Origin of the sequence: Streptococcus sanguinis (assembly GCF_050222175.1) — a bacterium.
GTDB classification, from domain to species: Bacteria; Bacillota; Bacilli; order Lactobacillales; family Streptococcaceae; genus Streptococcus; species Streptococcus sanguinis_M.
In genome coordinates, this window is record NZ_CP071420.1 from 935,150 (window position 1) to 959,834 (window position 24,685).

Consider the following 24,685-nt stretch of genomic DNA (forward strand, 5'->3'; position numbering starts at 1 on the left):
TATGAAAAAGAAAGCAACTTTTCATCGCCTCCTAGGCTATATGTGGCGCTACAGGATAGTGACCAGCATGGCCTTGATCTTCATATTGCTGACGACTCTGGTTACAACGGCATTGCCGCTTTTGGCCCGCTATTTTATTGATCAGTTTATCGGCCGTAATCAAGCCTGGGCTGGCCTAACTTTGCTCGCTCTTTACTATGGTCTTTTCCTCTTGCGGGTACTTTTTACCTTCTTGGGAAAGTATTTCTTTGCGTGTGTGGCTCAAAGCGTGGTTCGGGACTTGCGACAGGAAAGTTTTGCCAATATCCAGCGCCTGCAAATGGCTTATTTTGATAAAACACCAGCTGGTGCTATCGTTTCCCGCCTGACCAATGATACTCAGGCAGTCGCAGATATGTTCAGTGAGATTTTTTCTAATTTTTTGAGCTCCTTGCTGATTTTAGTTGTTACTTTGAGCGCCATGTTTGCCCTCAACTGGCAATTGACCCTGATGATTGCTCTCTTTTTACCTTTGATGGCAGCCTCTATCTTGCTCTATCAGCATTTATCTAATCGTCAGCTGAAGCAGGTTCGGAATAAACTCAGTGATTTGAATGTCAAGCTATCTGAAAGTATTGAAGGGATGCGCATTATTCAGGCTTTTGGGCAAGAGAAGCGCTTGCTGCGGGAATTTGAAGAAATTAACGGTCAGCATTTAGGCTTCACCAATCGCTATCTCAATATCAATAGTCTCTTTCTGAGGCCGGCCATGTCTCTGCTGAAAATTTTGGCTTATGGAGTGATTCTGACTTACTTTGGTTTGACTTGGCAAGTGGCGGGTATTACGGCAGGTATTATGTATGCCTTTATCCAGTATGTCAATCAGCTTTTTAATCCTTTGATTGATGTTATGCAGAATTATTCTGTTTTACAGACATCTATGGTTGCTGCAGAGCGGGTTTTTGAAATCATGGACCGCACTGACTACGAGCCTGATCAGGCTAATCTAAACTTGCAAATTCAGGATGGCAGTATTGAATTCAAGCATGTTTCCTTTTCCTATGATGGAAAGCGTGATGTTTTACAGGATATCTCCTTTTCAGTCAAAAAAGGCCAGACGATTGCCTTTGTTGGCTCGACTGGCTCTGGAAAGTCCTCTATTATCAATCTTTTCCTGCGTTTTTATGAGTTTGAGCAGGGGCAGATTTTGATTGATGTACGCGATATTAAAGACTATAGTCAGGCGGAGCTGCGGCGAAAGATTGGCCTTGTTTTGCAGGATCCCTTCCTTTATCACGGTACTGTTGCTTCCAATATCCAGCTTTACCAAGAGCAACTGGCGCGTGAAGAGATTATAGAAGCGGCTAAGTTTGTAGACGCTCATGGCTTTATCAGTCAGCTGCCTCAAGGCTATGATTCCCCTGTGACTGAGCGGGGAGCGACTTTTTCCAGTGGTCAGCGTCAGCTTCTAGCCTTTGCCAGAACCATCGCCACCAAGCCTAAAATCTTGATTTTGGATGAGGCGACAGCCAATATTGATTCGGAAACAGAGGAGCTGATCCAAGCTTCACTGAGGAAAATGCGGCGGGGACGGACAACCATTGCCATTGCCCACCGTCTGTCTACTATTCAGGATGCCGATTGCATCTATGTCTTAGATAAGGGCCGCATTATCGAATCCGGCAGCCACGAAGAATTGTTAGCACAGGATGGCACCTATAAGAAAATGTACCAACTGCAGGCTGGGATGATGGAATCTTGAAAAGCTTGTTTATAAATAAAAGGTGTAGAATTCATTTGAAATTCCACACCTATTTTAAATAGGCTTTTAATTTCTCTAGATTTTCTTCTAAGTTATCATAAGGCAGCTTGGCGTACTGGTAAGGACAGCTAGCAAGGTAGCTTTGTTCAAAGAAGTCAAGCGGCAGGCTACTATGTTTGAGAGCACTGACGGAAGAAAGTGACCTTAAGTCTAGCAAGATGCCGTCCTTGGTCAGATAGCTGGCTAGCGAGAGTTGAGCTTGCTCTAGCAGCTTTTGAGCCTTTCTTGCTTCCTCTTCTTGAAGCTGCAGCAGCGCCAGCCTATTTTTTTCAAACATGAGACTGTCGATGTAGAGCGATAGGGCCTTCTGCATGATGAGGTTGCTGTCATAATCCACGGCGCTTTTGTAAGCGATGAAGGTCTTTTGAATCTGGGGCGGAAGGAGCAGGGCAGTAATCCTTAGGGCCGGGAAAAGGCTGGTTGAAAAGGACTTGATGTAGATGACTCGCTGGCTATTGTCTAGATAGTGAAAGGTCAGCTCCCGTCGGCTATCAAAGTCTGATAGGTAGTCATCTTCTACGATATAGACATCATAGAGCTGGGCTAGTCGAAGAATCTCTTCCTTGTCTTGCCGGCTGTAGGAGTGGCCTAAGGGATAGTGAAAGCGTGGAATGGTATAGAAAAATTTGATCTTTCCGCTTTGAAAAATCTTCTCAAGTTCTTGCAGATTAATCCCCTGTGGTGTCCTTTCAATGGTTTCATAAGGAAGTTTTTGCGCTAGCAGAAGATCATTAATTCGATGGTAGGTCGGCTGCTCTACCAAGATACGCTCTTTTTGGTTGGGAAAGTCAATTTGTGAGAGGATATAGAGGGCCTGTTGAGTGCCGGAAGTCAGTACCAACTGATCCCTAGAAGCATAGACAGCAGAGTCCAACATCAGTTTTTGCACAGAGCGACGCAAATCCTCCAGTCCTTCCTGCTGAGGGTAATAGTTGAAGAGATAATTTTCCCGGCCAACCAGAGTTTCATTTACACAGAGTCGGAAATCTTCGTAGGCTTGGTGGCGGTCGTCTCTCACAGGCAGCTCCAAATCCTGCTTTTCTTCCTGAGCATTTTCCAGCACATAGTAGCCGCTTTTGGGAACGGCATAGATGTACTTCTGATATTTGAGCTCAATCAGAGCCTTCTGCGCAGTATCCTTACTGCAGTGATAACGCTCTGCCAGCTTCCGCACAGAAAGGATTTTCTGACCAGTAGCCAATTTTCCCTCTTTAATATCCTTGATAATCTTATCGACGATGCGTTGGTATTTTGCCTTTGTCATAAAACTGTCCCCATACAGATTTGATTTTTTCATATTGTAACTCATTTTCAGATATTTTACAATAGAGAGCAAGTAGGAGGAGTCATGAAAACAAAAACAGTCATTCTGGCCACAGATATTTCTGGCTTAGGTAAGGTTGCCGCAACAGCTGCTCTGCCGCTGTTTGCAATTTGCCAGCTAGAGGTGGCTCTGTTGCCAACTATGATTTTGTCGTCTCATACAGGCGGTTTTTCAGACGTCTATATAGATGATTACACGCACGGGACGCTTGCCTTTTTGAAACAATGGCAGAGCTTGGAGTTCGACTTTTCAGCTCTGATAACAGGATATTTGAAGTCTGATATTCAGGTGGAAAATTTGCTGCGCTTTAAAGAGGAAAAAGGTTTGCCCCTTATCGTGGATCCTATCATGGGGGACAAGGGGACTTTTTATCAGGGATTTTCAGATGCCCATCTAGACCATATGCGTCGCCTCTGCCAGCATGCCGATTTGGTTCTGCCCAATTTGACGGAAGCTTGTTTGTTGTTGGAGGACCCCTACGAAGATAGTTTATCAGAGGATAGATGGGAGGACTACTGCAAACGTTTGGCTGAGTTAGGACCGAGCATGGTCTTGCTAACTGGCTTGCCCATGAAAGAGAACCAGATTGGTGTGGCTTATTTTGATGCAGCGACAGAAGAGTTTAACCTCTTTTCCAGTCCAGCTTTGCCCCAGCAATTTTTTGGAACGGGTGATATACTGACGACACTTGTAGCTGCGGCTTTTGTTCAGGGGTTCGACATTAAGCAAGCCCTGCCTGTGATTTTGAAGTTTATTGAAAAGAGCTTGGCACTTAGCTTTAAAGGGCAAATAGATCCAAAGAAGGGCGTTTTTTACCAGCCCTATTTAGGAGAGCTTTTTGCTGATTTTCAAGCCTTAATGGAGGAAAAAGATGAAGAAACAAACACTTGATTTGCAAACCTTAACCATGATTAGTTTATTTGCTGCTTTGATTTTTCTGAGCATTCAGTTCTTCAAAATTCCTGTGGGAGCTCAGTTTATTCACTTTGGAAATGCACTAGTAGTAGTGGGCTGTCTGATTTTTGGCAGTAAACTCGGTTTTTTAGCAGCTGCCATTGGACTGGGAATATTTGACTTGCTGAATGGTTACGCAGCGGAAATCCCAATTATCTTGTTAGAAGCACTTGCGGTGGCCGTGGTGATTCATTTTCTGTATGAAGGACTCTTTCAAAGAAAGGACCGACTAAGAAATATTCTTGTGATAGCAGTAGCCGCAGCTTTGGTGAAGATTGTGCTTAATATCCTCAAGTACACTCTGACAGGAACACTGCTTGGCGGGAGCAGTTTGCCAGCAGCCTTTTTACTGGCAGTAGCTAAAATTACTGGTACATTTGGCTCTAGTCTAGCGACAGTCATCGCTGTTCCAATCTTATATCCAATCTTTAAGCAAGTCAGAAAAGCGCATAAGCAAAGAAGACCACTGAAAAGTAAGGATGAATCAATAATCAGCATAAACAAAGAAACCGTCTGAGAATTCTCAGACGGTTTTTGTGTTTTTCTCTTACATAAAGTAAACGATAGCAAGGTATTGAAGGGCAGAGGCCGCTAGAATGAAAAGATGCCAAATCATGTGGAAGTAGGGCTTTTTTTGAGCATAGAAGCCGGCTCCTACAGTATAGCAGAGGCCACCAGCTAGCATGAGCCCCCAGAAGACAGGTCCGGTTTGACCGATAATCTGCGGAATGATAAAGACCACCAGCCAGCCCATAATCAAATAGAGAGCTAAGCTGAATTTTTCATTGACCTTCTTAGCGAAAATCTTGTAGAGAATGCCAAAGATGGTCGTTCCCCACTGGATAGCAATGATGAGATAGCCAAACCAGTTATTCATCAGCGACAGCACGACTGGCGTATAGCTGCCAGCGATGGCGATGTAAATCATGGAGTGGTCAATAATGCGCAAGATATACTTGTGAGTCGAGCCATAGGACATAGAGTGATAGACTGTCGAGGAGAGGAACATGAGAAAGAGGCTGATGACAAAGATAGAAGTTCCGACAGCAGCCACCAATCCGTGCCCTTCATAGCTATAAATGGCTGAGATAGGTAGCAGAATCAGCATCAGAACAGCTCCTACCGCATGGGTAACAGCGTTGGCAATTTCCTCTCCGAAGGATAGTTTTTTACTGAGTTTAAGCGCGTAGTTCAAGGTTTTCTTCCTCCTCATTTGGTACTTGGATTAGGGATAAGGTCTTTTGATAGAGTTTGACCGTCTGGCAGGCAGTGGAAATGATGGGTACCACCTCTATCTTATTGCCATTCATGTAGTCAACGAAGTCATCGTAGAGTTCTCGCGAATCTGCTGATTGATGCAGCATATTTAAAGTAGCTGAGATTTCCTGGATAGAAAAGACCGTTTTTAAGGTCGTAATGGCAATCAAGCGTGCTACCTGACGACGTTGATATTTTTTCTTGACCGGCTTGGCAATATAGCCATGCTTGACATAGTTGTTAATCATAGAAGCGGTTAGTCCCTTGTCAGCAGCTGAAATGGAAGAGCCACAGATATTGTTTACATAGAGCAGAACTTGGTCCAAATATAGCTCCAGTTCTGGTAATTCGTCCCACTTGGGAAAAACTTGTTGAGCTTTCAAATCTTTATCACTTTCTTATCTAGTCTTTATAACTAGATGATAACATCTCTGTAAATCAAAGTCAAGCAAAAAATAGAATGTCCCATTAAAATTTGATATAATTTTAAAAAGAAGAAAGGGAGGTTTTAGATGAAAAAACAAAGAATCTTTGATATGGCAGCCTTCCTAGGCAGTCTGATTTTTTGGTCTTGGCTCTATATGCGCTTTTTTTATGCCTACGTAGCCGTCGTCTTTTACAAGAATCAGCCAGAGTGGAACCTGCTGATACCAGCTTCTATCATTCTGACTTTGACAGCTATCAGCTCGCTTTTTATTCGCGGCCTCTATAGTCGGCACATTCCTCGTTGGCTGGTGCTAGCCAGTTACACCCTCTATTTTCTCATTCTATTCTATGCCCTCTTTTTGAAAAATATCGGCAGGCAGGGCTTCAGTCTAGACCTGCAGTCTTTTACCTATAATTGGATTTATGGAGATAAGCTGGTACCGACCATGAATATCATTATGTTCATTCCGCTGGGCTTTCTCTGCAAGCTGTCATGGAAGCATGTGGCTTATTTTACCTTGGCTATCGGTCTGGTTGAGGGGAGCCAGTATCTCTTTCATCTGGGTATTTTTGACTTGGGTGATATCTTGACCAATCTGCTAGGCTTCATCATCGGCAGCTATCTACTAGAGACAGCCTTAGGCAAATGGGTTGTCCGACACATTCACTAAATGAAAGAAGGAAACTATGAAAATTCTTATCCCAACTGCTAAAGAGTTAAATCTAACGGCATCTCCAGTAGCACCAAATCCACTGTCAGCACAAACTAAAGCTGTGTTGGATGAGTTTGTAACCATGTCAGTAGCTGACTTGGCATCTTTTTATAAAATTTCCCCTGAAAGATCGGAGATAGAGTGGCAAGCCATTCAGGCTCTGCGAGAAGGAACTGCGCAGCATGCTCCAGCACTCTATCTATTTGATGGCCTTATGTACCGCCATATCAAGAGAGAGGGTTATACCGAAGAAGAGAGTCAGTATATCGAGAAGCATCTTGCCATCACCTCAGCACTTTACGGCGTCATCCCAGCCCTAGAGCCCATAGCGCCCCATCGCTTGGACTTTATGATGCCGCTTAAGCTAGATGGGAAGAGTCTCAAGGCTTTTTGGAAAGAAGCTTATGACCAAGCACTGGCAGAAGATGAGATGATTTTCTCCCTCCTGTCCAGCGAGTTTGAAACAGTCTTTTCTAAGAAAATACGCCAGCGCATGATAGGTTTCAAGTTTCTAGAAAACCGTGGTGGCAAGCTGAAAGTCCATTCGACCATTTCTAAAAAAGCACGTGGTGAGTTTTTAACAGCTCTAATAACTAACCAAGTGACTGAAGTCGAACAGATGAAAAAATTAAGCTTTGCCGGCTTCACTTACCGACCTGACCTGTCCAGTGACCAAGAGTTGGTTTATGTCAAGGAAGTGTGAAAAGGGAAAAATCAAGTCGAGTACTATCTCTGCTCAGAATGCTATCAGTGAACTGGTTGGGGTAGATACAAGCGATAAGTAAAATCAGCAGGTAGAGTTCAGCTATACTACAGAGATTGCTGGGATGGAAGCAGGCTGTCAGGCATATAATTATATTGTAAAATGTTAAAAAATGAAAAACTATTATAAAAACAAACCAACTCAAGCTTTCTTAATGCTCATAGTTCTTATGTGGTCAATATACGAGATTGGTGCGTCCAGTCTGGCTAGCAATTCGGCCTGGGCCAAGGAATTCATGCATAGTCGGTATGTTATTGTTTGGCCAATGGTAGATAAGAAGACAACTCTTTATCACTATGCGGAAGAATGGACTAGTGACGTATTAAATGGAATTATGCATCTAGATTATGAAAATATTAGGATAACTAGTTTTCCTAGAAAATGGGATAGTGAAGTTGAAATATACTATGCTCTGTCTGAAGATAAGTATGCTGATAGAGTATATTTTTTCTTAGATGAACCAATATCCAGAGCCTATACCACTAGTTTAGACCGAAATTATTATTTGATTTCAAAGAATGCAGCTGTTATTAAAGAGGAAACAGGCAAAACGGTTGAACAGTTAGGTCAAGAAGTGGGACATGCAAGGGAGAAGTTTTTGTCTGCTCTTGGTAAGATGAAAATCCTCCGTTTGGTCTATTTGATTCTTCGTATGATAGTATTGTTGCTATGTATCAGGTGGTCGGGTCAGCAGAGAAAACGGAAAGAAGATGAAATATTGCAGAATGGATAGAGTCCTAATATGATATGGGGTTTATAAGGGAAATAAAGAATGATAACTTCAGTAATTTTTATTGTTTCTCTTTTATTCCTTTTGCGCCGTTTTAAAAGCAGGCGTTCAAGGATTGTTATTAGCCTGCTGTATAGTCTGTTTGTTGTCTGGTACGTTCAGGCAATTTTAAACTACGGCAAATATACTCTGCAACCAGGTCAAAGCGTTGAATTAAGGGTGTCTCCAAATACGGATCAGCTAGAGTATAGTTCAGAATTAATGTTAAAAAAATTAAATGATGCTAAAATAAAATTATCAGGTACAAATGTTTGGTCCGAAAAATTTGGAGATGTATTATTTGGAGTAAGAGAAAAGAAAGTTATTAAGATAAGCAGTACTGAGGGAGACAAGAATGAGCTTCCTAATAATCAAAAAGATATACATTTAGTAGAAGATGGAATTGTTGTTAGTTATAAATGAGAAAAAATTTTTGATGTCACGAATAACAAACCTTACACTATCACTATCACCAATTTAGACAATAAACCGGCTAAATTTGAGGTTCAAGTGGTGGATAGGTAAAGTTTAGGAAGGATTTGATTCCTCTCAGCCCTAGCTTTTTATTAATATGATGGTATTGAAAAATGAAGAAAATGAAATCTATGGTTATCATAGGCGGCTTTCAAGGTCGAAATATCTTTTATGATGTGAAAAGAAAAAAAGTATATTCTAATAAAGTCAATGAGAGAGTTTTTCCTAATCTCAGGTGGTTAGTAATATCCTTTGGAATTCTAGGAAATGCTTTTCTCATTCAAGTAAACAATATAAAATTTGAATCCCCTATTTTAAGAGTAATTGTTTTGTGTGCGACTCTTATTCTTATATCTTTGGTTTGTCAATTTGGATTTAAAGATGAGTACTTAGGTCAAAACGTTGAAGCATTTAATCCGAAATTATATGAACATGTAAGTTGGAAGAATTTTTTAGAAGAAGAAAGAAAGCGAGTAAATATTCTACTTGTTACATTTGTAGTAAGTGCTTTATTAGCTGCTTTTCAAATTAGAGAATACTTGAACGATCCTACTATGATAAACTTAGTAAAAGTTTTTATCTTTTATTTTATATTTTATATGGCAATAGCCAAAAGCAATTTTATGAAAAGAATGGCGGCAATAAAGCAATTGATAAAAAATAAATAAAGAGCTTTAGCTTATAATCTATGGATCAAGGTAATGTATGACCAATTACTTACTGAATGGAAGTGCTATGATTATGAACCGTTGTTACTTGGAAGAAATCAATGAATAAGAATGTATTTTGGTTGGGTAATTTCAGAGATAAAAATATTTTTTATGATAGAAAAACTGGAGAACTTTACTCTATAGATAAGAAAGAAGAGAAAGTTCCTAATCTCACTTGGGCTATTCTGCCTGCTTCCTTTCTTTTACGAAACATTTATTCAGAAGCAACAGCACCTCAGGTTGCCAGTGTGCCTATCAGAATATTTATTTTGTGTTCGACTGTTCTCTGCGTTCTAGTTTTGATAATATTTGTTCTAAGAAATATTAGAAAAGGAACTATGAAAACTTTTAATCAGAAACTTTATTTTGACTGGTCTAATTTTCTTTATAACCAACAAACACAATGTAAAGGAATATTGTTTTTTGGGACTATACTATTTTTTACGTCAATTAAATTTATTATTGATTATTATTTTTCAGGAAGCTTCCTTTCTTTTATGGGTATAATTGGTTTTCTCCCGGCATCTGGGCTCATGTTAATAGGAAATAGACCGTTAGAGAAATTGATTATCCTTAAAAGACTGGAAAAGCAATTAAAATGAAGAAAAAAGAATATTTAACCGAACTCTTAGCTTTTCAGGGTAGAAACTATTATTTTGACCCCAAAACTAATAAAATCTATGTCAATGTAGATAGACCAACATTCCATCTGGATCTCACGAAATATGTTCCTGCAGCTAGCATTCTGCTGCTACATGGATTTACATCTGTTTCGAATAGCCAGTTTTCCTTCTTGTGGAAGTTGATTTCTCTAGTATTGGGTTATATTATTCTTGGGTATTTAGTAGAATTACTCGTGAGAACAAAGAAGGAACTGTCATTTAAAGAGTTTCGCTTTGAAACGCTTCCCATTAAGGACGAATTTTTATATATTTTTAGTCGAAATGTATATGCGAAGCTTGTATTCGGTTTGTTTTTTACCTTTTTTGCAATTTATCATGCAACTGAGTATCTAAGCAGAGGTGTCTATGTCTCTTATTTGTTAAGTGATATTGGCTTCTTGATTGTTTATTTTTGTCTCATAAGATCCCATTTATTCAAACAGATAAAAGTTCTGAAAAGATTAAAAAAGAAGAATACTTAGAATTCGAGAAGATTTTTAAAGGAGGTTTCTAATGACTGAGCTACTACCGATAGGGAGTGTTGTCCAACTTAAAAATGGACAAGTAAAAATTATGATTATTAACCGTTATCCTCTTTATGATAATAAGGGTGAAATTGGTTATTTAGACTATTCCGGCTGTGTATATCCTTTTGGTATGACGGATAATCAAGCTTGCTTTTTTAACCAAGAAGATATTGAAAAAATTTGGTTTGAGGGGTATATAGATGAATCAGAAGAGAAAATGCTAGCAAAAATAGAAGATAAATTATCTCAAATTCCTTATCCTAAATATTCTTTAGCTGATTTATAATACCTGTTCCTGTCAGTAAAGTATTCTAAAAACCCCTCGCAATTATTTGCGAGGGGTTAGTGTCTTATAAGTTTTCTTTTCTTTTTATAATCTTCTCTTTTTAGTTAAGGGCTGCTAAAAGAGCATCAGCCTGTGCTGAGAGTTCAGCAAGTTTGTCTTCTGCGACAGTCAGTTGACCAGTTCCCCATGCTTCTGGGTTGATAGCAACACCTGTGAATGGTTCTACCACATTCATACGGATGAAAGGCAGTAGGCTGCGGTAGTGCTTGAATACTTCATCTGGTGATGTGCCGTTTGCAACAGATGAAACTGTAACAACCTTAGCATTCAGAGCAGATGGGCCAGTTGGGTCTGATAGATCCAAAGCGCGTGAAGCCCAGTCCAAAAGGTTTTTCACTACTCCTGGAATAGCCCAGTTGTAGACAGGTGAGAAAATCCAGATGGCATCAGCGGCCAAAATTTCTTCACGAACCTTAGCAACAGCAGCTGGAGCAGGACTTTCGATGTCTTGGTTGAAGAATGGTACATCTTTGTAATCAAGATATGAAACTTCTGCCTTGCCAGCCAAAGCTTTTTCAGCTTGCTCAGCCAATTGGTGGTTGAAAGAACCTTGACGAAGCGAGCCGACGATGAATAATACTTTAGACATTGCATTGTCTCCTTTTTTATAAAATAAAGAGAAATTTCTCTTGTTACAATATATGTTACAACATTAATCACTAGTTAGCAATTATTTAGCTCATTTTTTTGAAATTTTTTAAAATTCGAATCAAGTCTTGCTTATCGTCTTCTTCGAGAATGGAAAGAGCTTGCTGAATATTTTTAATATGATCAGGCAGGGCGGCTTCAATTTTAGCTCTGCCTTGTTCTGTCAAACCAATCAAAAAAGCCCGGCGGTCATTTGGGTCGCAGGTGCGGATAATCCAGCCGTCGCGTTCCATATTTTTGATGACAACAGTCATGTTGCCAGAAGTTGCCAATATGCGGTCAATCAGGTCCTGAATACGCAGTTCTCCTTTACTGTACAAGGTTTCTAAGACGGAAAACTGAGTAGGGGTCAAATCATGCTTTTTAAAAATCTGGGCTTCAATGGCACGGATGGTTCTTGCTGCCTTATGAAAGACAATCATGGTTTTCAAATCAAGCAGAGTTTCTTTGCTTAAATCGTCTGTAATCTTCATAACAATATTTTACCAATAAATAGTATCATATGCAAGGATATTGCTTTAGAATTTTGAGAATATTCTCATCAAAAAAAGATAGAAAAATAGGAGTATTTGTAGTATAATGACGGAGTGAAATATAAAAATAGAAATAAAGCCAGTTTTCCAATTTGGCAGTACCTGATAGGTATTTTTATCGTTCTCAGTGTTCTTGTCTTTTCATTTTTTGCAGTTTTGCAAGTATCCATGCAGCCTAGACTGTCAGCTAAAGAAGCAAGCAGCCGCTTAGCCAAGGAATACGCAGATCTTGAAAAAGTGGATTCTTTTGCCATCTACAATGGACAAGAATCCTACTATAGTCTGCTTGGGAAGACCAGTAAGGGTGTCGAAAAAGCTGTTTTGATTGCAAAAGATTCCAATGAGATTCGGGTCTATCGACTGGACCAAGGTGTCAGTCAGGCTGAGGCGAAGAGCATTGCCAAGGAAAATGGAGCAGAAACTATTGATAAGGTGACCATGGGCTATTTTCAGAATCAGCCCATCTGGGAAGTCAAGTCGGGAGGCACCTACTACCTGATTGGTTTTGAAAGCGGACAGTTGGTCAGCAAGGAGGGACTATGAAATTATCAAATCGTGTCTTAAAGATGGAAGAAAGCGTGACTTTGGCAACAGCAGCGCGAGCTAAGGCTTTGAAAGCGCAGGGGCGGGATATTCTGTCTCTGACTCTGGGAGAGCCGGATTTTCCAACGCCTAAGAACATCCGAGATGCGGCTGTAGCAGCTATTGAGGATGGCCGTGCTAGCTTTTATACGGTGACTAGCGGTCTGCCAGAGCTAAAAGAAGCAGTGGTGGAGTATTTTGCCAACTATTACGGCTACACAATCCAGCCGAATCAAGTGACGGTGGCAACTGGAGCTAAGTTCTCCCTCTATACCTTCTTTATGAGTGTGCTTGATTCAGGTGATGAAGCTATCATTCCGACGCCTTACTGGGTCAGCTACGGCGACCAGATTAAGATGGCCGAGGGGATTCCTGTTTTTGTCCAAGCCACTGAGGAAAATAATTTCAAGGTGACGGTGGAACAGTTAGAAGCTGCTCGTACTGATAAGACCAAAGTCTTGGTTTTGAACTCGCCGTCCAACCCGACTGGTATGATTTATACAGCTGAGGAGCTGCTAACGATTGGGAACTGGGCTGTAGAGCATGATATTCTGATTTTGGCAGATGACATTTATGGACGTCTGGTTTATAACGGCAATAAATTTACGCCAATTTCTAGTCTATCAGAGGAGATTCGCAAGCAGACGGTGGTTATCAATGGTGTCTCTAAGAGCTACTCCATGACAGGCTGGCGGATTGGTTATGCAGTTGGTGAGCCAGAGATTATAGCAGCTATGAGTAAGATTGCAGGTCAGACAACTTCTAACCCGACAGCAGTGGCTCAATATGCAGCTATCGAAGCTCTGACTGGTAGTCAGGAAACGGTCGAGACTATGCGTCAAGCCTTTGAAGAGCGTCTCAATACCATCTATCCTCTCTTGGCTCAGGTGCCAGGATTTGAAGTGGTCAAGCCACAAGGGGCCTTCTATCTTTTTCCAAATGTCAAGAAAGCCATGGAAATGAAAGGTTATACAGATGTGACCGATTTTACGACAGCAATTTTAGAAGAAGTTGGCGTGGCTCTGGTGACCGGAGCAGGCTTCGGTGCTCCAGAAAATGTCCGTCTTAGCTATGCGACAGATTTGGAAACTCTCAAAGAAGCCGTTCAGCGCCTGCAGCAATTTATGGAGAGTAAATAGAGCTCACAATCCGGCATTGCTTGCTAAAGATAACCTACAAAAATTTATAAACAATAGATAAGGACGGACTCAGAGTTCGTCCTTTTCAGTTCCCCTCAACTGCACTGGCAAATAGTTTGACAAAATGGTAAAATAATATAGAAAGAGATGGAAGCGTTTTTTACTCTAGCCAAAATTAGTAAGCTTTAGCATGGATAAATGTGAATTTGCTTCGCTTAGAATTCAGTTGATGAAGGATTTAAACAATAGTGGAAGGAGAACAATATGAAACGTCGTTTGATTTTCTTATTCTTGCTAGGCGGCCTAGTCTTATTAGGAGTTTATGTTTTCTTTGATTCAGAGCAGGGTTGGACCACTATTTCCCAGTCTAATTCGGATGAACCAAGCTACAGCCTACAAGCAAAAGATAATCGCTATTGTATCCACTATTATGAGAATTCCTCGGCCCGTAAGGATTGGTACTTGAATAATTACCAGCCAGGTTTAAATTTAAAGATGCGAACTTTGAATAGTGAGCAATTAAAAAATATTGAGGGGGGATCTGCAAAGCAGGAACTTTCTGGGACGGGCTATACGGATTTTACGATAGTTTATGAGACTCGCTATAATCCTCAGATTGAGCGAACCTATTTTAAAGTACATATTGAAGTTAATGATAAGGTAGATGTAGACACTAAGAAGAGCAGTATGACCTACTGGAAGACGGAAGAAGAGGTAAAGAATGATCCGCCAATTGATTAAATAGCAGCTATAAATGGCAGATTAACTTAGTAGAAGTCACTTTCTGATAGAAGTCACCATACGACTTAAAAATTTGAGGAGTATTTAGTTGAAGACGACGGTGTTTCGGTGTATAATAAAAGAAGTCCATTTGGTCTAGCCCTGCATTCTATTGACTTGCAGTGTCTTCCTCATGGTCTTTTTACTTAAGTAATAATAGGGATGAAGATTATTTTGTACAAAAGGAGATAAAATGGGTTTTATCAGAAAGGAAATAGGGGAAAGAGAGAAGAAGCTTCTCGAGGATTTTTCTATTGAAGAAAAAGAACTGGCTCTGCCATTTTTACTAGAGGATGAGAAGAGAGAAATTTTTCTCTGCGTCAAGCAATTTCGTATCGGGGAAGGGAAATATCAAGTCTTAGCCATGATTCTCGGAGGTCACTTGCTTGAATTTCGCCTAGAAGAAGAGCGGGCCGATAGATATCCAGTTCGCAATGAGGAAAATCAAAGTGTAAAAGGTCTATCGACAGAAACAATCTCCCAGCTTGTGATTCCCAAGGTTTTAAAAGGACGAGAGGACAAGATCGTAACAGTGATTCAACATGCCCTGTCGCAAATTAACCCTTATTATGATACAAAGATAAGGGAAGTAAACCACGTGGAGTACAGATAAAGAGGAGATAGGATATGGGATTATTAGAAAAGTGTCTGGATTTTTTACCGACTAGGCGGGCTGTCAGTGACATAGAAGAAGAGATGACTTGGGAGGAAGAATTTACCCCTAAAAGGGTTCACCATAAAGAAGTCAGTAGTAGCACTCAGAAGGAGACCGAGGGAACAGCATCTCTTCCCCAAGAAGGAAGTTGGAAGTTCGTGCACGAGATGATTTCTGAAGAAGGGATTGAGCTTTTAAAGGAAGCTGGAATTGATGACGAGCTAGTCTTTGAGATGGGCGATTGGGTTGCAGACCATGATTTGGGGATTTATCTGGTCCTTTATCGCTTTGGTGGCAGAACCAACTGGAAGAAAACCTATAAGCTAATCTTGCAAGGACAGGTGATTGAATTTAAGACCAAGACCATTTTTCATCAGCAGGATTTTTCTTATGAAGATGGGGAATTCACTAAGGGAGTGATTGTCAAAAATGTCTCTAATATGCTTCTGCCCTTTGCTTTCGAAGGTCAACAGCAGCGCGTGCTCCATATCATTCAAGCGGCTCTGTCAGCAGCTAGCCCAAGCTATGATACGGTCATTTACAGGGCAAACTTTGATTTGGTTTAGGAGGGGAAGATGATATATATTACAAGAGAAGATGTTTTGACTTGGCTGGACAAACATGAGCAAGTGCCCAATCGTCAGAAGGACATTGCGGCTTTTCATAAAGAACTGTCGTTTCGTCTTCAAAGAATGGACTTTCGACCGTCTACTAGTTCAAAAGATCCGCAGAGAGATGTTTGTGAAGACCCTGACCAAGAGCTCACTGTAGCCTTTACTCAGGATGGGGAGGGGAATTATGCGACGATTGACCAGAGTCCAGGAGGTCAGATTCTCAGCGATCAGCGCTTTAAGATGGCTTTGAAAAAAGTCTTGAACTATGATGATGACATGGTTGATCGACTGCTATATGGAACAAAAAATTAGTCCTCTTATTCAGAGAGAGTTATCCGCCAGCCTTTATGAGGCTGGTTTTTTAATTTTTCTGAGATTTAGACTCTTCAAGGATAGCTATTGCAATCGCTTTATGGTAAAATATAGAACAGATGTCCAAAAGATTTGTCTTGAAATAAAGTGACATTTAGCAACCAATCTAGGAGGCAGATATGATTGATCATTTTGGCATTACAGTCAAGAATTTGGAAGCCAGCAAGCTCTTTTATCAGCAAGTTTTAGAGCCATTGGGCTACAAGATTGCCTTTGAAATTCCTCAGGCAGTAAGTTTTGCGGAGCCACGAACAGCTCCAGCTGGAGACTTTTGGTTAAGTCAGGGGCAATCAGATGCATCTCATTTTGCCTTTTGTGCGGAGACTAGGGAGCAGGTGGATGCTTTTTATCAAGCTGGCCTTGCAGCGGGTGGTCAAGATAATGGTGCTCCGGGTATTCGTCCCCAATATCACCAACCTTATTATGCAGCCTTTGTCTTGGATCCAGATGGTAATAATGTCGAGGCAGTCTGTCACAAAGAATAAAAAATAGAAAAGAGAAAAAACGTGTCAAAGAAAATCATAACAATTATTGATGTGAAAAATTATGTTGGTCAAGAAGTGACCATCGGTGCTTGGGTTGCCAACAAGTCAGGTAAGGGTAAGATTGCTTTCTTGCAGCTGCGTGATGGCTCTGCTTTTTTCCAAGGGGTGGCCTTCAAGCCTAACTTCATCGAGAAATTTGGCGAAGAAGAAGGATTGGCGAAGTTTGATACGATTAAAAAGCTTAGCCAAGAAACTTCTGTCTATGTGACAGGGATTGTCAAGGAAGACGAGCGCTCAAAATTTGGCTACGAGCTGGACATCACCGATATCGAAATCATCGGCGAGTCAAATGACTATCCAATCACGCCCAAAGAACATGGGACGGACTTCCTCATGGACAACCGTCACTTGTGGCTGCGTTCTCGTAAGCAAGTGGCTATGATGCAAATCCGCAATGCCATTATCTACGCTACCTATGAATTCTTTGACAAGAATGGCTTTATGAAGTTTGACAGCCCAATCTTGTCAGGAAATGCAGCAGAAGACTCAACTGAGCTCTTTGAAACAGACTACTTCGGAACTCCAGCTTACTTGAGTCAGTCAGGTCAGCTTTATCTGGAAGCAGGTGCTATGGCTCTTGGTCGTGTCTTTGACTTCGGTCCTGTATTCCGTGCCGAAAAATCAAAAACCCGTCGTCATTTGACTGAGTTCTGGATGATGGATGCAGAGTACTTATACTTGACGCATGATGAGTCACTTGACTTGCAAGAAGCTTATGTTAAAGCCTTGATTCAAGGTGTTCTTGACCGTGCTCCTCAAGCTTTGGAAACACTGGAACGTGATGTAGAACTTTTGAAACGCTATATTGCAGAGCCTTTCAAGCGTGTTAGCTATGATGAAGCGATTGACCTCTTGCAAGCCCATGAAAATGATGAGGATGCGGACTATGAGCATCTGGAACATGGTGATGACTTCGGTTCACCACACGAAACATGGATTTCAAACCACTTTGGTGTACCAACCTTTGTCGTGAACTACCCAGCAGCTATCAAGGCTTTCTACATGAAGCCTGTTCCTGGAAATCCAGACCGTGTCCTTTGTGCAGACTTGCTGGCACCTGAAGGCTACGGCGAAATTATCGGTGGTTCTATGCGTGAGGAAGACTACGATGCTCTTGTTGCTAAAATGAATGACCTTGGTATGGATACTTCAGAATATGAATTTTACTTGGATCTTCGTAAGTATGGAACAGTTCCACACGGTGGCTTCGGTATCGGTATCGAGCGCATGGTAACCTTTGTAGCAGGAACTAAGCATATCCGTGAAGCCATTCCATTCCCACGTATGCTGCACCGTATTAAACCGTAAATCAATAAAAACGCCCAGGGGGCGTTTTTTCAAAGCACTAGAAAGAAGAGGTGGAGATTATGTAACCAGCGGATTAACAAGTGATAAAGGATAGAAATGAAAAAACACTTGTTAAAGGAGAAAATATGTTTAAAAGAAGTTATCGGAAAAATATCGGCCTTATGGCCGGAGTTGAATTTTTTGCCTTTCTAGGCATTACTAGTTTTTGGATTTTATTTCTAAGTCAAAACGGCATGTCCCTTTGGCAGATTGGCCTTTTGGAAAGTATCTTTCATGCCACTAGCGTCATTTGTGAGATTCCTTCAGGGATGTTGGCGGATCGTTTTTCCTACAAGACCAATCTTTATCTGAGCCGGATAGCCGGGATTGTGTCTTCTGTTCTCATGTTGGCTGGGCAGGGGAACTTTTGGATCTATGCACTGGCTATGGTGATTAGTGCTTGGTCCTATAATTTTGATTCGGGGACAAGCGCAGCCATGGTCTATGATTCATCTGTGGAGGCCGGACTCAAGGAACGTTACTTATCCATCTCCAGTTTTATGTCTGGGGTGGCTGAAGCGACTCGGTCTTTGGGAACGGTCTGGGCCGGATTTTTTGTCCATGGACAATTGCATCTGACCTACTATATCATGATTGGTACCTCTATCATCGTTCTTTTCTTGACCTGGATGCTGAAAGAACCTAGTGTCAAAGCAGAGAATGCGGAACGTCTGACTATGAAAAAGATTATCTGGGCTGTCAAAGAGGAGTTGCAGAGAAATCCCAGCCTTTTTATCTGGATGATTCTTTCCCAAATCATTGGAACCCTCATGTGTATGTTTTATTTTTATTATCAAAATCAGCTACCTGATTTGAAAGATTGGCAGATTTCGGTAGTCATGCTGATTGGCAGTGCTTTGAATATCTTAGCTGTCTATCTGGCGAGTGTGATTGGAAAGAAGTATTCTGCCTTGAAATTTTTTCCTTCAGTAGTTCTTCTAACTGGAGTGACTTACCTGTTTTCCTATTTTGGAACACCAGTCATCTATATTTTGATCTATCTAATCAGCAACGCCTTGTATGCTCTTTTCCAGCCGATTTTTGACAATGATTTGCAAAAGCAGCTGCCAAGTGAAGTACGGGCTACCATGCTCAGTGTCTATTCTATGATGTTCAGCCTGAGTATGATTGTCATTTTCCCTGTGACGGGCTGGTTGATTGATTACTTTGGCTTTGACTGGACTTTTATAGTTTTAGGCGGATTCTTATTAGCAACGACACCATTTTTGTATATGGTTCTAAAGAAAATAAGCCAGAACTTACAAGAAGTCTAAGATTAATATTCTCTTTCTGCTGGTCAGAAAGAGAATATTTTTTAGCCTTTGAAAATTATGGTAAAATAAATACAGTTTAATGGAGAAGTAGGCAGTATGAAAGATTAATAAATTATAATCTGCATTAACTAACTTATAGAAACTATTGAAATTCCTCCTATTATTTGATAATATATTATTATAACATAAACAAAGGAGAGCTATTATGTCAAATACTGAAGACAACTATGCAATCAATTGGGAGCAGTACAAACAACCCATTGTTTTAAAATGTAAGAACTGGGATGTAATACCTGAACATTATATGTTTTACAAAGAATTGAAACGTCTAAGAGATATCTTGGATGATTTTGATAAAATATCAAACGATAAAGAAAAGTTTAGTGTAAATGGCATGCCTGATGAGTGTTACGCTGGAAAATTCTCTCTTTATAAAGAAATGTCTAAAGTGATTGCCGTATCTGGAGAACGTGGTTCTGGGAAAACATCCCTTTTGAAGAGTTTGAAAAATATTCTTGAGGAGGAGTATCATGTTTTTGATATTATTGGTCCAGAAGTACTTTCTTCTGATCTCAGTATAATAGATATTTTCGTTTCAATGCTTCGTGATATTGTGAATAGGTTGGACAGTGAATGCTTTAGTACATGTGTTTTAACGAAACTAAATGCGCAATTAAAATCTATTACGGCTGCTATTTCGGTTGACAAGCAAAAGGAAGATTATTTTAAAAACGGGCACTCTGATTCTTCTATCCTAGAATCTCTAAATAAAAGAGTACATCTTGATGAGCTCTTTGGAACCTTTCTAGAAGACCTTCTTGCCATTTTACAAACAAATAATAAGAACCCTAAAGATTTTGTTTTAATTATTGATGATTTGGATTTGGTGAAAAATCACCTGATCGCAAAGCTTCTTAATGATATTCAACGTTACCTTGACAAGAAGATAATCATTATCTTCGCCTATAGAGAGCGTCAATTGGATAATTCTTTATTTGAAGATCTGATAACTGATAATCAGAGACTTTTGGAGCGAGCGGTGATTGATAATGGAGAAGTTTTTTCACAAATCAATCAATTTCTACTTAAACTAGTTCCTTTAGGAAATCGAGTGCCCCTCTTCTCAAAGAATGATTTATTAAATAAAGATATGCAGGCTATCTTAAAATCTATTGATCTTTCTCTTGATAAAGAGCTAAGAATCTTTAAGGTGAATAATCAATCAATTAGTAATGAAGAAGAAAACGGGGGATTAACTGTAGAGGAATGGTTTTATCAGTTTATATTCATAAGGACTGATTTAAATATTAGACCTATTGACAGTCGTGAAAATACAAAGTTACTTTTGCCTCAGAGTTTGCGAGAAATTATTCAAGTGGCAGAAATTTTTAGTGAGATGAAGCCTTTAAAGAGAGACAAAGGCTATACAAAGTTTTTCCAAGGGTTAATAGAAAATCTATCTGAATTTAAGCAATATATTGATTATAAAATAACAAGTCAATTTAGTGCTAATCTAGATATTTTAAAATTCTTTAGGGAATGGGATTCAGCTAAGCCATATAGTAAAAACCATCTCACTTATTCTTATATTTACAATTTATCTAGGAATTCTGAGCAACTAAGTGGTAAATCAGGTGAATATCCATTTAATCTTTGGAATCGAGAAGAATATAATTTAACAATCGGTGACGTTTTAGCAATTATTGAAGAGTGTAAACGATTACCAAATAATTTATACCAACATTTAGACTATCACTTTTTCTATTTAATTAAAATTAATTACTCTATTTACCTTTCTTTGAAACTATTCCATTCTTTTTCAAAGAAAGCCAAAATTAAGAATATAATTGAAAAATTTGAGCATATGAGAATATTTTATTTAGAAACAGTAAAAGGTGATACAAAATTTAACTATGAACATGAGTATGAAGAAAGTTTAAGTCTATTAACGAATCAGTTACCAGAATTAGTTGATTACTTACAGGTGATTAATTCTAATTTTATGCCTCAAGAGTTTAGCTTCCTAGATTATGTTAAAGGTTATAATTTAGAAGATTACGTTCTATTTTTTCCTACAATTTCTAGTTTTAAAGGTGATAAAGATTACTATTATAAATTCATCCAAATGTTTATTAATTCTGAATTGCCAGTTTTAGGTGATATTAGTCAGAATATAAAAAATGGGGTGTCTCAGTTTATTTTCCGGAAATTTTATACCTATACACCTTTTTTCCGGCCCAAAAATAGACAATATCAAATAAATTTTTTTATCTGGCCAACTAAATTAGAGTATTTGGTTGAAATTCTTTTAGATTTGGATAATTTATACAATACAGATGAGTCGGATAAGTTACCATCTAAATATATCTATAAAAATGCTTTTCACACGGATATATTTATAAGACGGAATTATGCTTCCAGATATTCAAGAAATCTAAAATATAATTTTACAAAGGCCTTAAGAAGTATAAATGATCTTTTATCTGGTAACGATCAATTCTTAGATGTGGCTCCTTTAAAAACAATTATCTATAATGAAGACGAAGGAAGTTTTTATGATAAGTTATATGAAGAAGGGGATTTAGGAGCTATTTTTAATGACTTGATAGACAAAAAAATACTTAAGATGCCAGATATACATGAGTATTTAAATGAATTTCTTAAAAACCCTCCATCTCTTCCATCTGACTATGAAAAATTGGCGAATAATTTAAATGATAAAGTCAAAAATGCTCAAATGACATCAGATGAAAAAAACAAATATCTTGAAATTACTAATAAATTCAAAAAGAAGCATGTGACATATCAAGATCTTATGGAATTAGAAGAAATTTACAATAAGTATATTTAGGAGGGGAGTTTTGAGACAGATTGACCGTTTTTTGCGAACAATTTATAAAGAATTTCCTTTATTTGAGATTTTCGATCTTAATTATAAAAGTTCTGCACTGAGCTATAAAGTAATGTCCGATTCTTCTATCAAGTGGAGGTCAGCATTTGACCTTAAAGACGAGGGCTATAGACATGAGGTGAAAAAAGTCTATCAAAGAATCTATTCGGATTACAATGAAGATGAATTAGATAATTTGATTGTTGAATATAATGAAAAAATTGGTAAATACAGCCCAACTAAATATAGACATAATACCTTAAATCTTTTTCTTTATATAGCTAAAGAATTGGTATTTTACCAGACTAATTCGCTTTCGATTTGTTTTGATTCCTTATTGGAATGGAATGGTATTATCAACAAGATAGATGCAAATATTATTTTTGCTATGAAAGCTGCTATTGAAGACCGTAATATTTCTTCTGAAGATGCTCACCGCATTCAACATGATAATTATAGATTGAATAGACTACTATCCGAAGGTATTTCAGAAAATCACATGCATTTAAAAGGTTCTGGCTATACTTCAGAACTGAACTGGTATGACTTTTCTACTGATACATGCTTTGAAGGTAAAAAAAGTAAAAAGTTATTTGACATTTTAAAGAAGAATATAAGGCATTCTGAAAGGGAGAAACTTGCTTTTCTGAAAGTTAGGTTAATAAAGTTTTACCTTTTTTCTCAGATTCTTGATTATAGATTTGAGGATAGAGAACATAAAAAATTTAAAAAAATTTTTAACGAAGCACTTCAATCAGATGATTTGGATTGCTTTGAATTGCTGTATAGCAAGTTAAAACCTCAGATTGAAATATTTAAAGAGTATTGGGAAAAGAAGTTTTCTCATTTCAATCATTCTCCCAGAAAAGAATTTTTGATAGAACGAAGTTTTTTAAAGCGTCTATTTTCAAAATATTTAAGGTGTGAATTATCTGATTTTGATCTATATCTTCTCAATATCTATCTTTTAGCTTTAAATAAATTTAAAATGCTGTTTTACCAAGACAATGAGGGTATGGGCTTTGAAAAGTTTAAACATAGTGAAAATATCAAAGAGGAACTCTTAGAGGGGAAAAACCTTAATAAAAGGATATATAGGACAGTTTTTGATAAATATTATTCCGAAAAAAATGTAAAGCAGATTGAATTTCGGATTGCTCCTAAAACAAGTGTAAAAGAGTATTATAAAATTATTAGAGACTTAAAAAATGTCAATGATGACTTTAAGAAAAAAAATAAGGATAATGCTATCGAATTTGGACTTGTCATTCACTATATCAAAAATAAAGATGATTTTGATCTAAGCGAGGGTACTTCTCGAAAAGAAAAGTCTTACTTTGATCTCAGGAGAAAAGCAGAGATATTAATCAGTTTTTTTGAGCATAAGCCTCAAGATGACGATGAAAGTATTCATCAAAATATTGTAGGAATTGATACAGCAAATTATGAATTGAATGTGCGCCCTGAAATTTTTGGCCCATCTTTTCGTTGGCAGAGGAAGGAAATCGGAGAAAAAAATCCTTTTGGTATTACTTATCATGCTGGAGAGGATTTTACGACTATTGCGAATGGACTTCGGGCGATGGATGAAGTAATTGAGTTTCTTGATTATCGACGAGGGGATCGCTTTGGCCATGGTCTGGCACTAGGGTTAGACATTGACAAATATTTTAAGAAAAAAAGAAAAAGTATTATTTCTAATGTTGAAGAATACATAGATGACATTGTATGGATGTATTATTTGATAGAAGAGCATCAAACAGAAAATGAAGTGAAACAGTTTCTAGCAGCTAATGAAATTTCTAGTCACGCAATTCTAAGTTTTCTTCAGGGAGAGTTTGATCGCGAAGTTGTTAAGTATAATTTCAATGATTCTATTTCAATGTATGATTTCTATTGTGCATATATGTTGAGAGGAGATGATCCAGAACTCTATATTGAAGAGGTGAATAATAAACCATATGATAAGTTGGTTCAATATTTTGATTATCGGTTCAACTTTCACAATAAGAAACATCGCCAAGCTTTTGAAAATAGCAGGGCTAGGAACTTATATTTTCAATATCACTATTCGGAAAAATACAAAAGAATGCACAGACAAACTATCTCATTTGAAGTATCAGAAATTTATATTGAAGCAGTTAAACTAGTTCAATTCATTTTACGTCTTAAAATATTCCGAAAAGAAATTAGTATCGAAAGTAATCCGACTTCCAATAGAAAAATTTCATTTATCAGTAAGTATATAGACTTACCTTTAATTGAATTGAATAGTATGTTTATAAAACCAGATTCAAAGTACAATCTTCCTATCTCTATTAATACTGATGATAGTGCCATTTTTCAAACTGACCTCTCTCTTGAATATGCGTACGTCGTTGCAGCATTATTGCGCGAGGGATACGATATCGAAAGTGTTTACCAATATATCGAATACTTGGTAAAAATGTCGAAAATTCAAAGTTTTATTAACAGAGATTAGTTATATAGCTCTTTTTATGAAAAACAAGGAGGTGATAAGTCAAGCATCTCCTTGTTTTCCTGTTCCCTGATTTTCAGAAAAGCAGTTCGATTTATGGT

The 24,685-nt window shown here is 38.5% G+C and carries 27 protein-coding genes and 1 pseudogene; 23 read left to right on the plus strand and 5 right to left on the minus strand.

The annotated features are described in order from the left end of the window. Position 1: 1 nt before the first annotated feature. Positions 2-1,741 carry an ABC transporter ATP-binding protein gene (locus J1C91_RS04750; RefSeq protein ID WP_125438053.1) on the plus strand — a complete coding sequence of 580 codons (1,740 nt, stop codon included), beginning with the start codon at positions 2-4 and terminating at the stop codon, positions 1,739-1,741. Positions 1,742-1,790: 49 nt separating this feature from the next. On the opposite strand, the gene J1C91_RS04755 is transcribed toward J1C91_RS04750, so the two are convergent. Continuing rightward, positions 1,791-3,110 carry a PLP-dependent aminotransferase family protein gene (locus J1C91_RS04755; protein WP_125438050.1) on the minus strand — a complete coding sequence of 440 codons (1,320 nt, stop codon included), beginning with the start codon at positions 3,108-3,110 and terminating at the stop codon, positions 1,791-1,793. A 39-nt stretch (positions 3,111-3,149) separates the two neighbouring features. On the opposite strand from J1C91_RS04755, the gene J1C91_RS04760 reads away from it, so the two are divergent. Continuing rightward, positions 3,150-4,016 (plus strand): pyridoxamine kinase, encoded by an 867-nt coding sequence (locus J1C91_RS04760; protein WP_125438047.1) that lies wholly within the window; start codon positions 3,150-3,152, stop codon positions 4,014-4,016. Then, complete coding sequence (locus J1C91_RS04765; RefSeq protein ID WP_125438044.1) at positions 3,997-4,596, plus strand: ECF transporter S component; 600 nt, start codon at positions 3,997-3,999, stop codon at positions 4,594-4,596. The genes J1C91_RS04760 and J1C91_RS04765 overlap by 20 nt, the downstream gene beginning before the upstream one ends. Positions 4,597-4,626: 30 nt before the next feature. Here the strand turns inward: J1C91_RS04765 and trhA are convergent, their stop codons facing one another. Both trhA and J1C91_RS04775 read right to left on the minus strand, forming a co-directional pair. Next, the gene (trhA, locus tag J1C91_RS04770) at positions 4,627-5,274 is read right to left on the minus strand and encodes a PAQR family membrane homeostasis protein TrhA (protein WP_002900134.1); all 648 of its coding nucleotides are present in this window, start codon (positions 5,272-5,274) and stop codon (positions 4,627-4,629) included. Continuing rightward, positions 5,258-5,719 carry a DUF1836 domain-containing protein gene (locus tag J1C91_RS04775; protein WP_002909493.1) on the minus strand — a complete coding sequence of 154 codons (462 nt, stop codon included), beginning with the start codon at positions 5,717-5,719 and terminating at the stop codon, positions 5,258-5,260. Before J1C91_RS04775 ends, trhA begins: the two co-directional genes overlap by 17 nt. A 129-nt stretch (positions 5,720-5,848) precedes the next feature. Between J1C91_RS04775 and J1C91_RS04780 the strand changes: the two genes are divergently transcribed. The 9 genes and pseudogenes from J1C91_RS04780 (at position 5,849) to J1C91_RS04820 (ending at position 10,666) form a co-directional block, all read left to right on the plus strand. After that, complete coding sequence (locus tag J1C91_RS04780; RefSeq protein WP_002909494.1) at positions 5,849-6,433, plus strand: VanZ family protein; 585 nt, start codon at positions 5,849-5,851, stop codon at positions 6,431-6,433. A gap of 16 nt (positions 6,434-6,449) precedes the next feature. Continuing rightward, a complete protein-coding gene (gene yaaA, locus J1C91_RS04785) occupies positions 6,450-7,178 on the plus strand; it encodes a peroxide stress protein YaaA (RefSeq protein ID WP_125438041.1) in 729 nt (242 codons plus the stop codon). Then, a pseudogene (locus tag J1C91_RS04790) lies at positions 7,162-7,341 on the plus strand (TIGR04197 family type VII secretion effector); the annotation flags it as partial. The gene yaaA and the pseudogene J1C91_RS04790, both read left to right, overlap by 17 nt. Before the next feature lie 9 nt (positions 7,342-7,350). Continuing rightward, positions 7,351-7,971: a hypothetical protein gene (locus tag J1C91_RS04795; RefSeq protein ID WP_125438038.1), complete on the plus strand. Its 621-nt coding sequence runs from the start codon at positions 7,351-7,353 to the stop codon at positions 7,969-7,971. A gap of 39 nt (positions 7,972-8,010) precedes the next feature. Further along, positions 8,011-8,430 (plus strand): hypothetical protein, encoded by a 420-nt coding sequence (locus J1C91_RS04800; protein ID WP_002909503.1) that lies wholly within the window; start codon positions 8,011-8,013, stop codon positions 8,428-8,430. A 164-nt stretch (positions 8,431-8,594) separates the two neighbouring features. Beyond that, positions 8,595-9,149, plus strand: coding sequence for a hypothetical protein (locus tag J1C91_RS04805; RefSeq protein ID WP_002909504.1), 555 nt, complete (start codon positions 8,595-8,597; stop codon positions 9,147-9,149). A gap of 101 nt (positions 9,150-9,250) precedes the next feature. Next, the gene (locus J1C91_RS04810) at positions 9,251-9,793 is read left to right on the plus strand and encodes a hypothetical protein (protein ID WP_002909506.1); all 543 of its coding nucleotides are present in this window, start codon (positions 9,251-9,253) and stop codon (positions 9,791-9,793) included. Next, positions 9,790-10,335 carry a hypothetical protein gene (locus J1C91_RS04815; RefSeq protein WP_002909508.1) on the plus strand — a complete coding sequence of 182 codons (546 nt, stop codon included), beginning with the start codon at positions 9,790-9,792 and terminating at the stop codon, positions 10,333-10,335. The genes J1C91_RS04810 and J1C91_RS04815 overlap by 4 nt, the downstream gene beginning before the upstream one ends. A 31-nt stretch (positions 10,336-10,366) precedes the next feature. After that, positions 10,367-10,666 carry a DUF4176 domain-containing protein gene (locus J1C91_RS04820; RefSeq protein WP_002897369.1) on the plus strand — a complete coding sequence of 100 codons (300 nt, stop codon included), beginning with the start codon at positions 10,367-10,369 and terminating at the stop codon, positions 10,664-10,666. Positions 10,667-10,766: 100 nt separating this feature from the next. Here the strand turns inward: J1C91_RS04820 and J1C91_RS04825 are convergent, their stop codons facing one another. Next, on the minus strand, positions 10,767-11,315 hold the full coding sequence (locus J1C91_RS04825; RefSeq protein WP_002909510.1) for an NADPH-dependent FMN reductase: 549 nt from the start codon (positions 11,313-11,315) through the stop codon (positions 10,767-10,769). An 85-nt stretch (positions 11,316-11,400) separates the two neighbouring features. Then, positions 11,401-11,847, minus strand: a complete 447-nt coding sequence (locus J1C91_RS04830; RefSeq protein WP_002909512.1) for a MarR family winged helix-turn-helix transcriptional regulator — start codon at positions 11,845-11,847, stop codon at positions 11,401-11,403. 114 nt (positions 11,848-11,961) lie between these two features. Between J1C91_RS04830 and J1C91_RS04835 the strand changes: the two genes are divergently transcribed. The 11 genes from J1C91_RS04835 to J1C91_RS04885 all read left to right on the plus strand — a co-directional run bounded on the left by J1C91_RS04835 (position 11,962) and on the right by J1C91_RS04885 (position 24,587). Continuing rightward, positions 11,962-12,450, plus strand: a complete 489-nt coding sequence (locus tag J1C91_RS04835) for a DUF5590 domain-containing protein (RefSeq protein WP_002909518.1) — start codon at positions 11,962-11,964, stop codon at positions 12,448-12,450. Further along, a complete protein-coding gene (locus J1C91_RS04840) occupies positions 12,447-13,628 on the plus strand; it encodes a pyridoxal phosphate-dependent aminotransferase (RefSeq protein WP_002909519.1) in 1,182 nt (393 codons plus the stop codon). Before J1C91_RS04835 ends, J1C91_RS04840 begins: the two co-directional genes overlap by 4 nt. A gap of 264 nt (positions 13,629-13,892) precedes the next feature. Further along, on the plus strand, positions 13,893-14,369 hold the full coding sequence (locus J1C91_RS04845; RefSeq protein WP_125439470.1) for a hypothetical protein: 477 nt from the start codon (positions 13,893-13,895) through the stop codon (positions 14,367-14,369). Between the two features lie 232 nt (positions 14,370-14,601). Next, entirely contained in the window at positions 14,602-15,021 is a 420-nt protein-coding gene (locus J1C91_RS04850) for a hypothetical protein (protein ID WP_125439468.1), read from the plus strand. Positions 15,022-15,035: 14 nt separating this feature from the next. Next, positions 15,036-15,629, plus strand: coding sequence for a hypothetical protein (locus J1C91_RS04855; RefSeq protein WP_125439466.1), 594 nt, complete (start codon positions 15,036-15,038; stop codon positions 15,627-15,629). A 9-nt stretch (positions 15,630-15,638) separates the two neighbouring features. Continuing rightward, positions 15,639-15,989, plus strand: coding sequence for a hypothetical protein (locus tag J1C91_RS04860; RefSeq protein ID WP_125439464.1), 351 nt, complete (start codon positions 15,639-15,641; stop codon positions 15,987-15,989). 179 nt (positions 15,990-16,168) lie between these two features. Further along, positions 16,169-16,534 carry a VOC family protein gene (locus J1C91_RS04865; protein WP_125439462.1) on the plus strand — a complete coding sequence of 122 codons (366 nt, stop codon included), beginning with the start codon at positions 16,169-16,171 and terminating at the stop codon, positions 16,532-16,534. A 21-nt stretch (positions 16,535-16,555) separates the two neighbouring features. Further along, on the plus strand, positions 16,556-17,902 hold the full coding sequence (gene asnS, locus J1C91_RS04870) for an asparagine--tRNA ligase (protein WP_125439460.1): 1,347 nt from the start codon (positions 16,556-16,558) through the stop codon (positions 17,900-17,902). Between the two features lie 125 nt (positions 17,903-18,027). Further along, entirely contained in the window at positions 18,028-19,215 is a 1,188-nt protein-coding gene (locus tag J1C91_RS04875) for an MFS transporter (protein ID WP_125439458.1), read from the plus strand. A gap of 205 nt (positions 19,216-19,420) precedes the next feature. Further along, positions 19,421-22,066, plus strand: a complete 2,646-nt coding sequence (locus J1C91_RS04880; protein WP_002909530.1) for an ATP-binding protein — start codon at positions 19,421-19,423, stop codon at positions 22,064-22,066. 10 nt (positions 22,067-22,076) lie between these two features. After that, positions 22,077-24,587 (plus strand): hypothetical protein, encoded by a 2,511-nt coding sequence (locus J1C91_RS04885; protein ID WP_002909532.1) that lies wholly within the window; start codon positions 22,077-22,079, stop codon positions 24,585-24,587. The last annotated feature ends 98 nt before the right edge of the window (positions 24,588-24,685 follow it).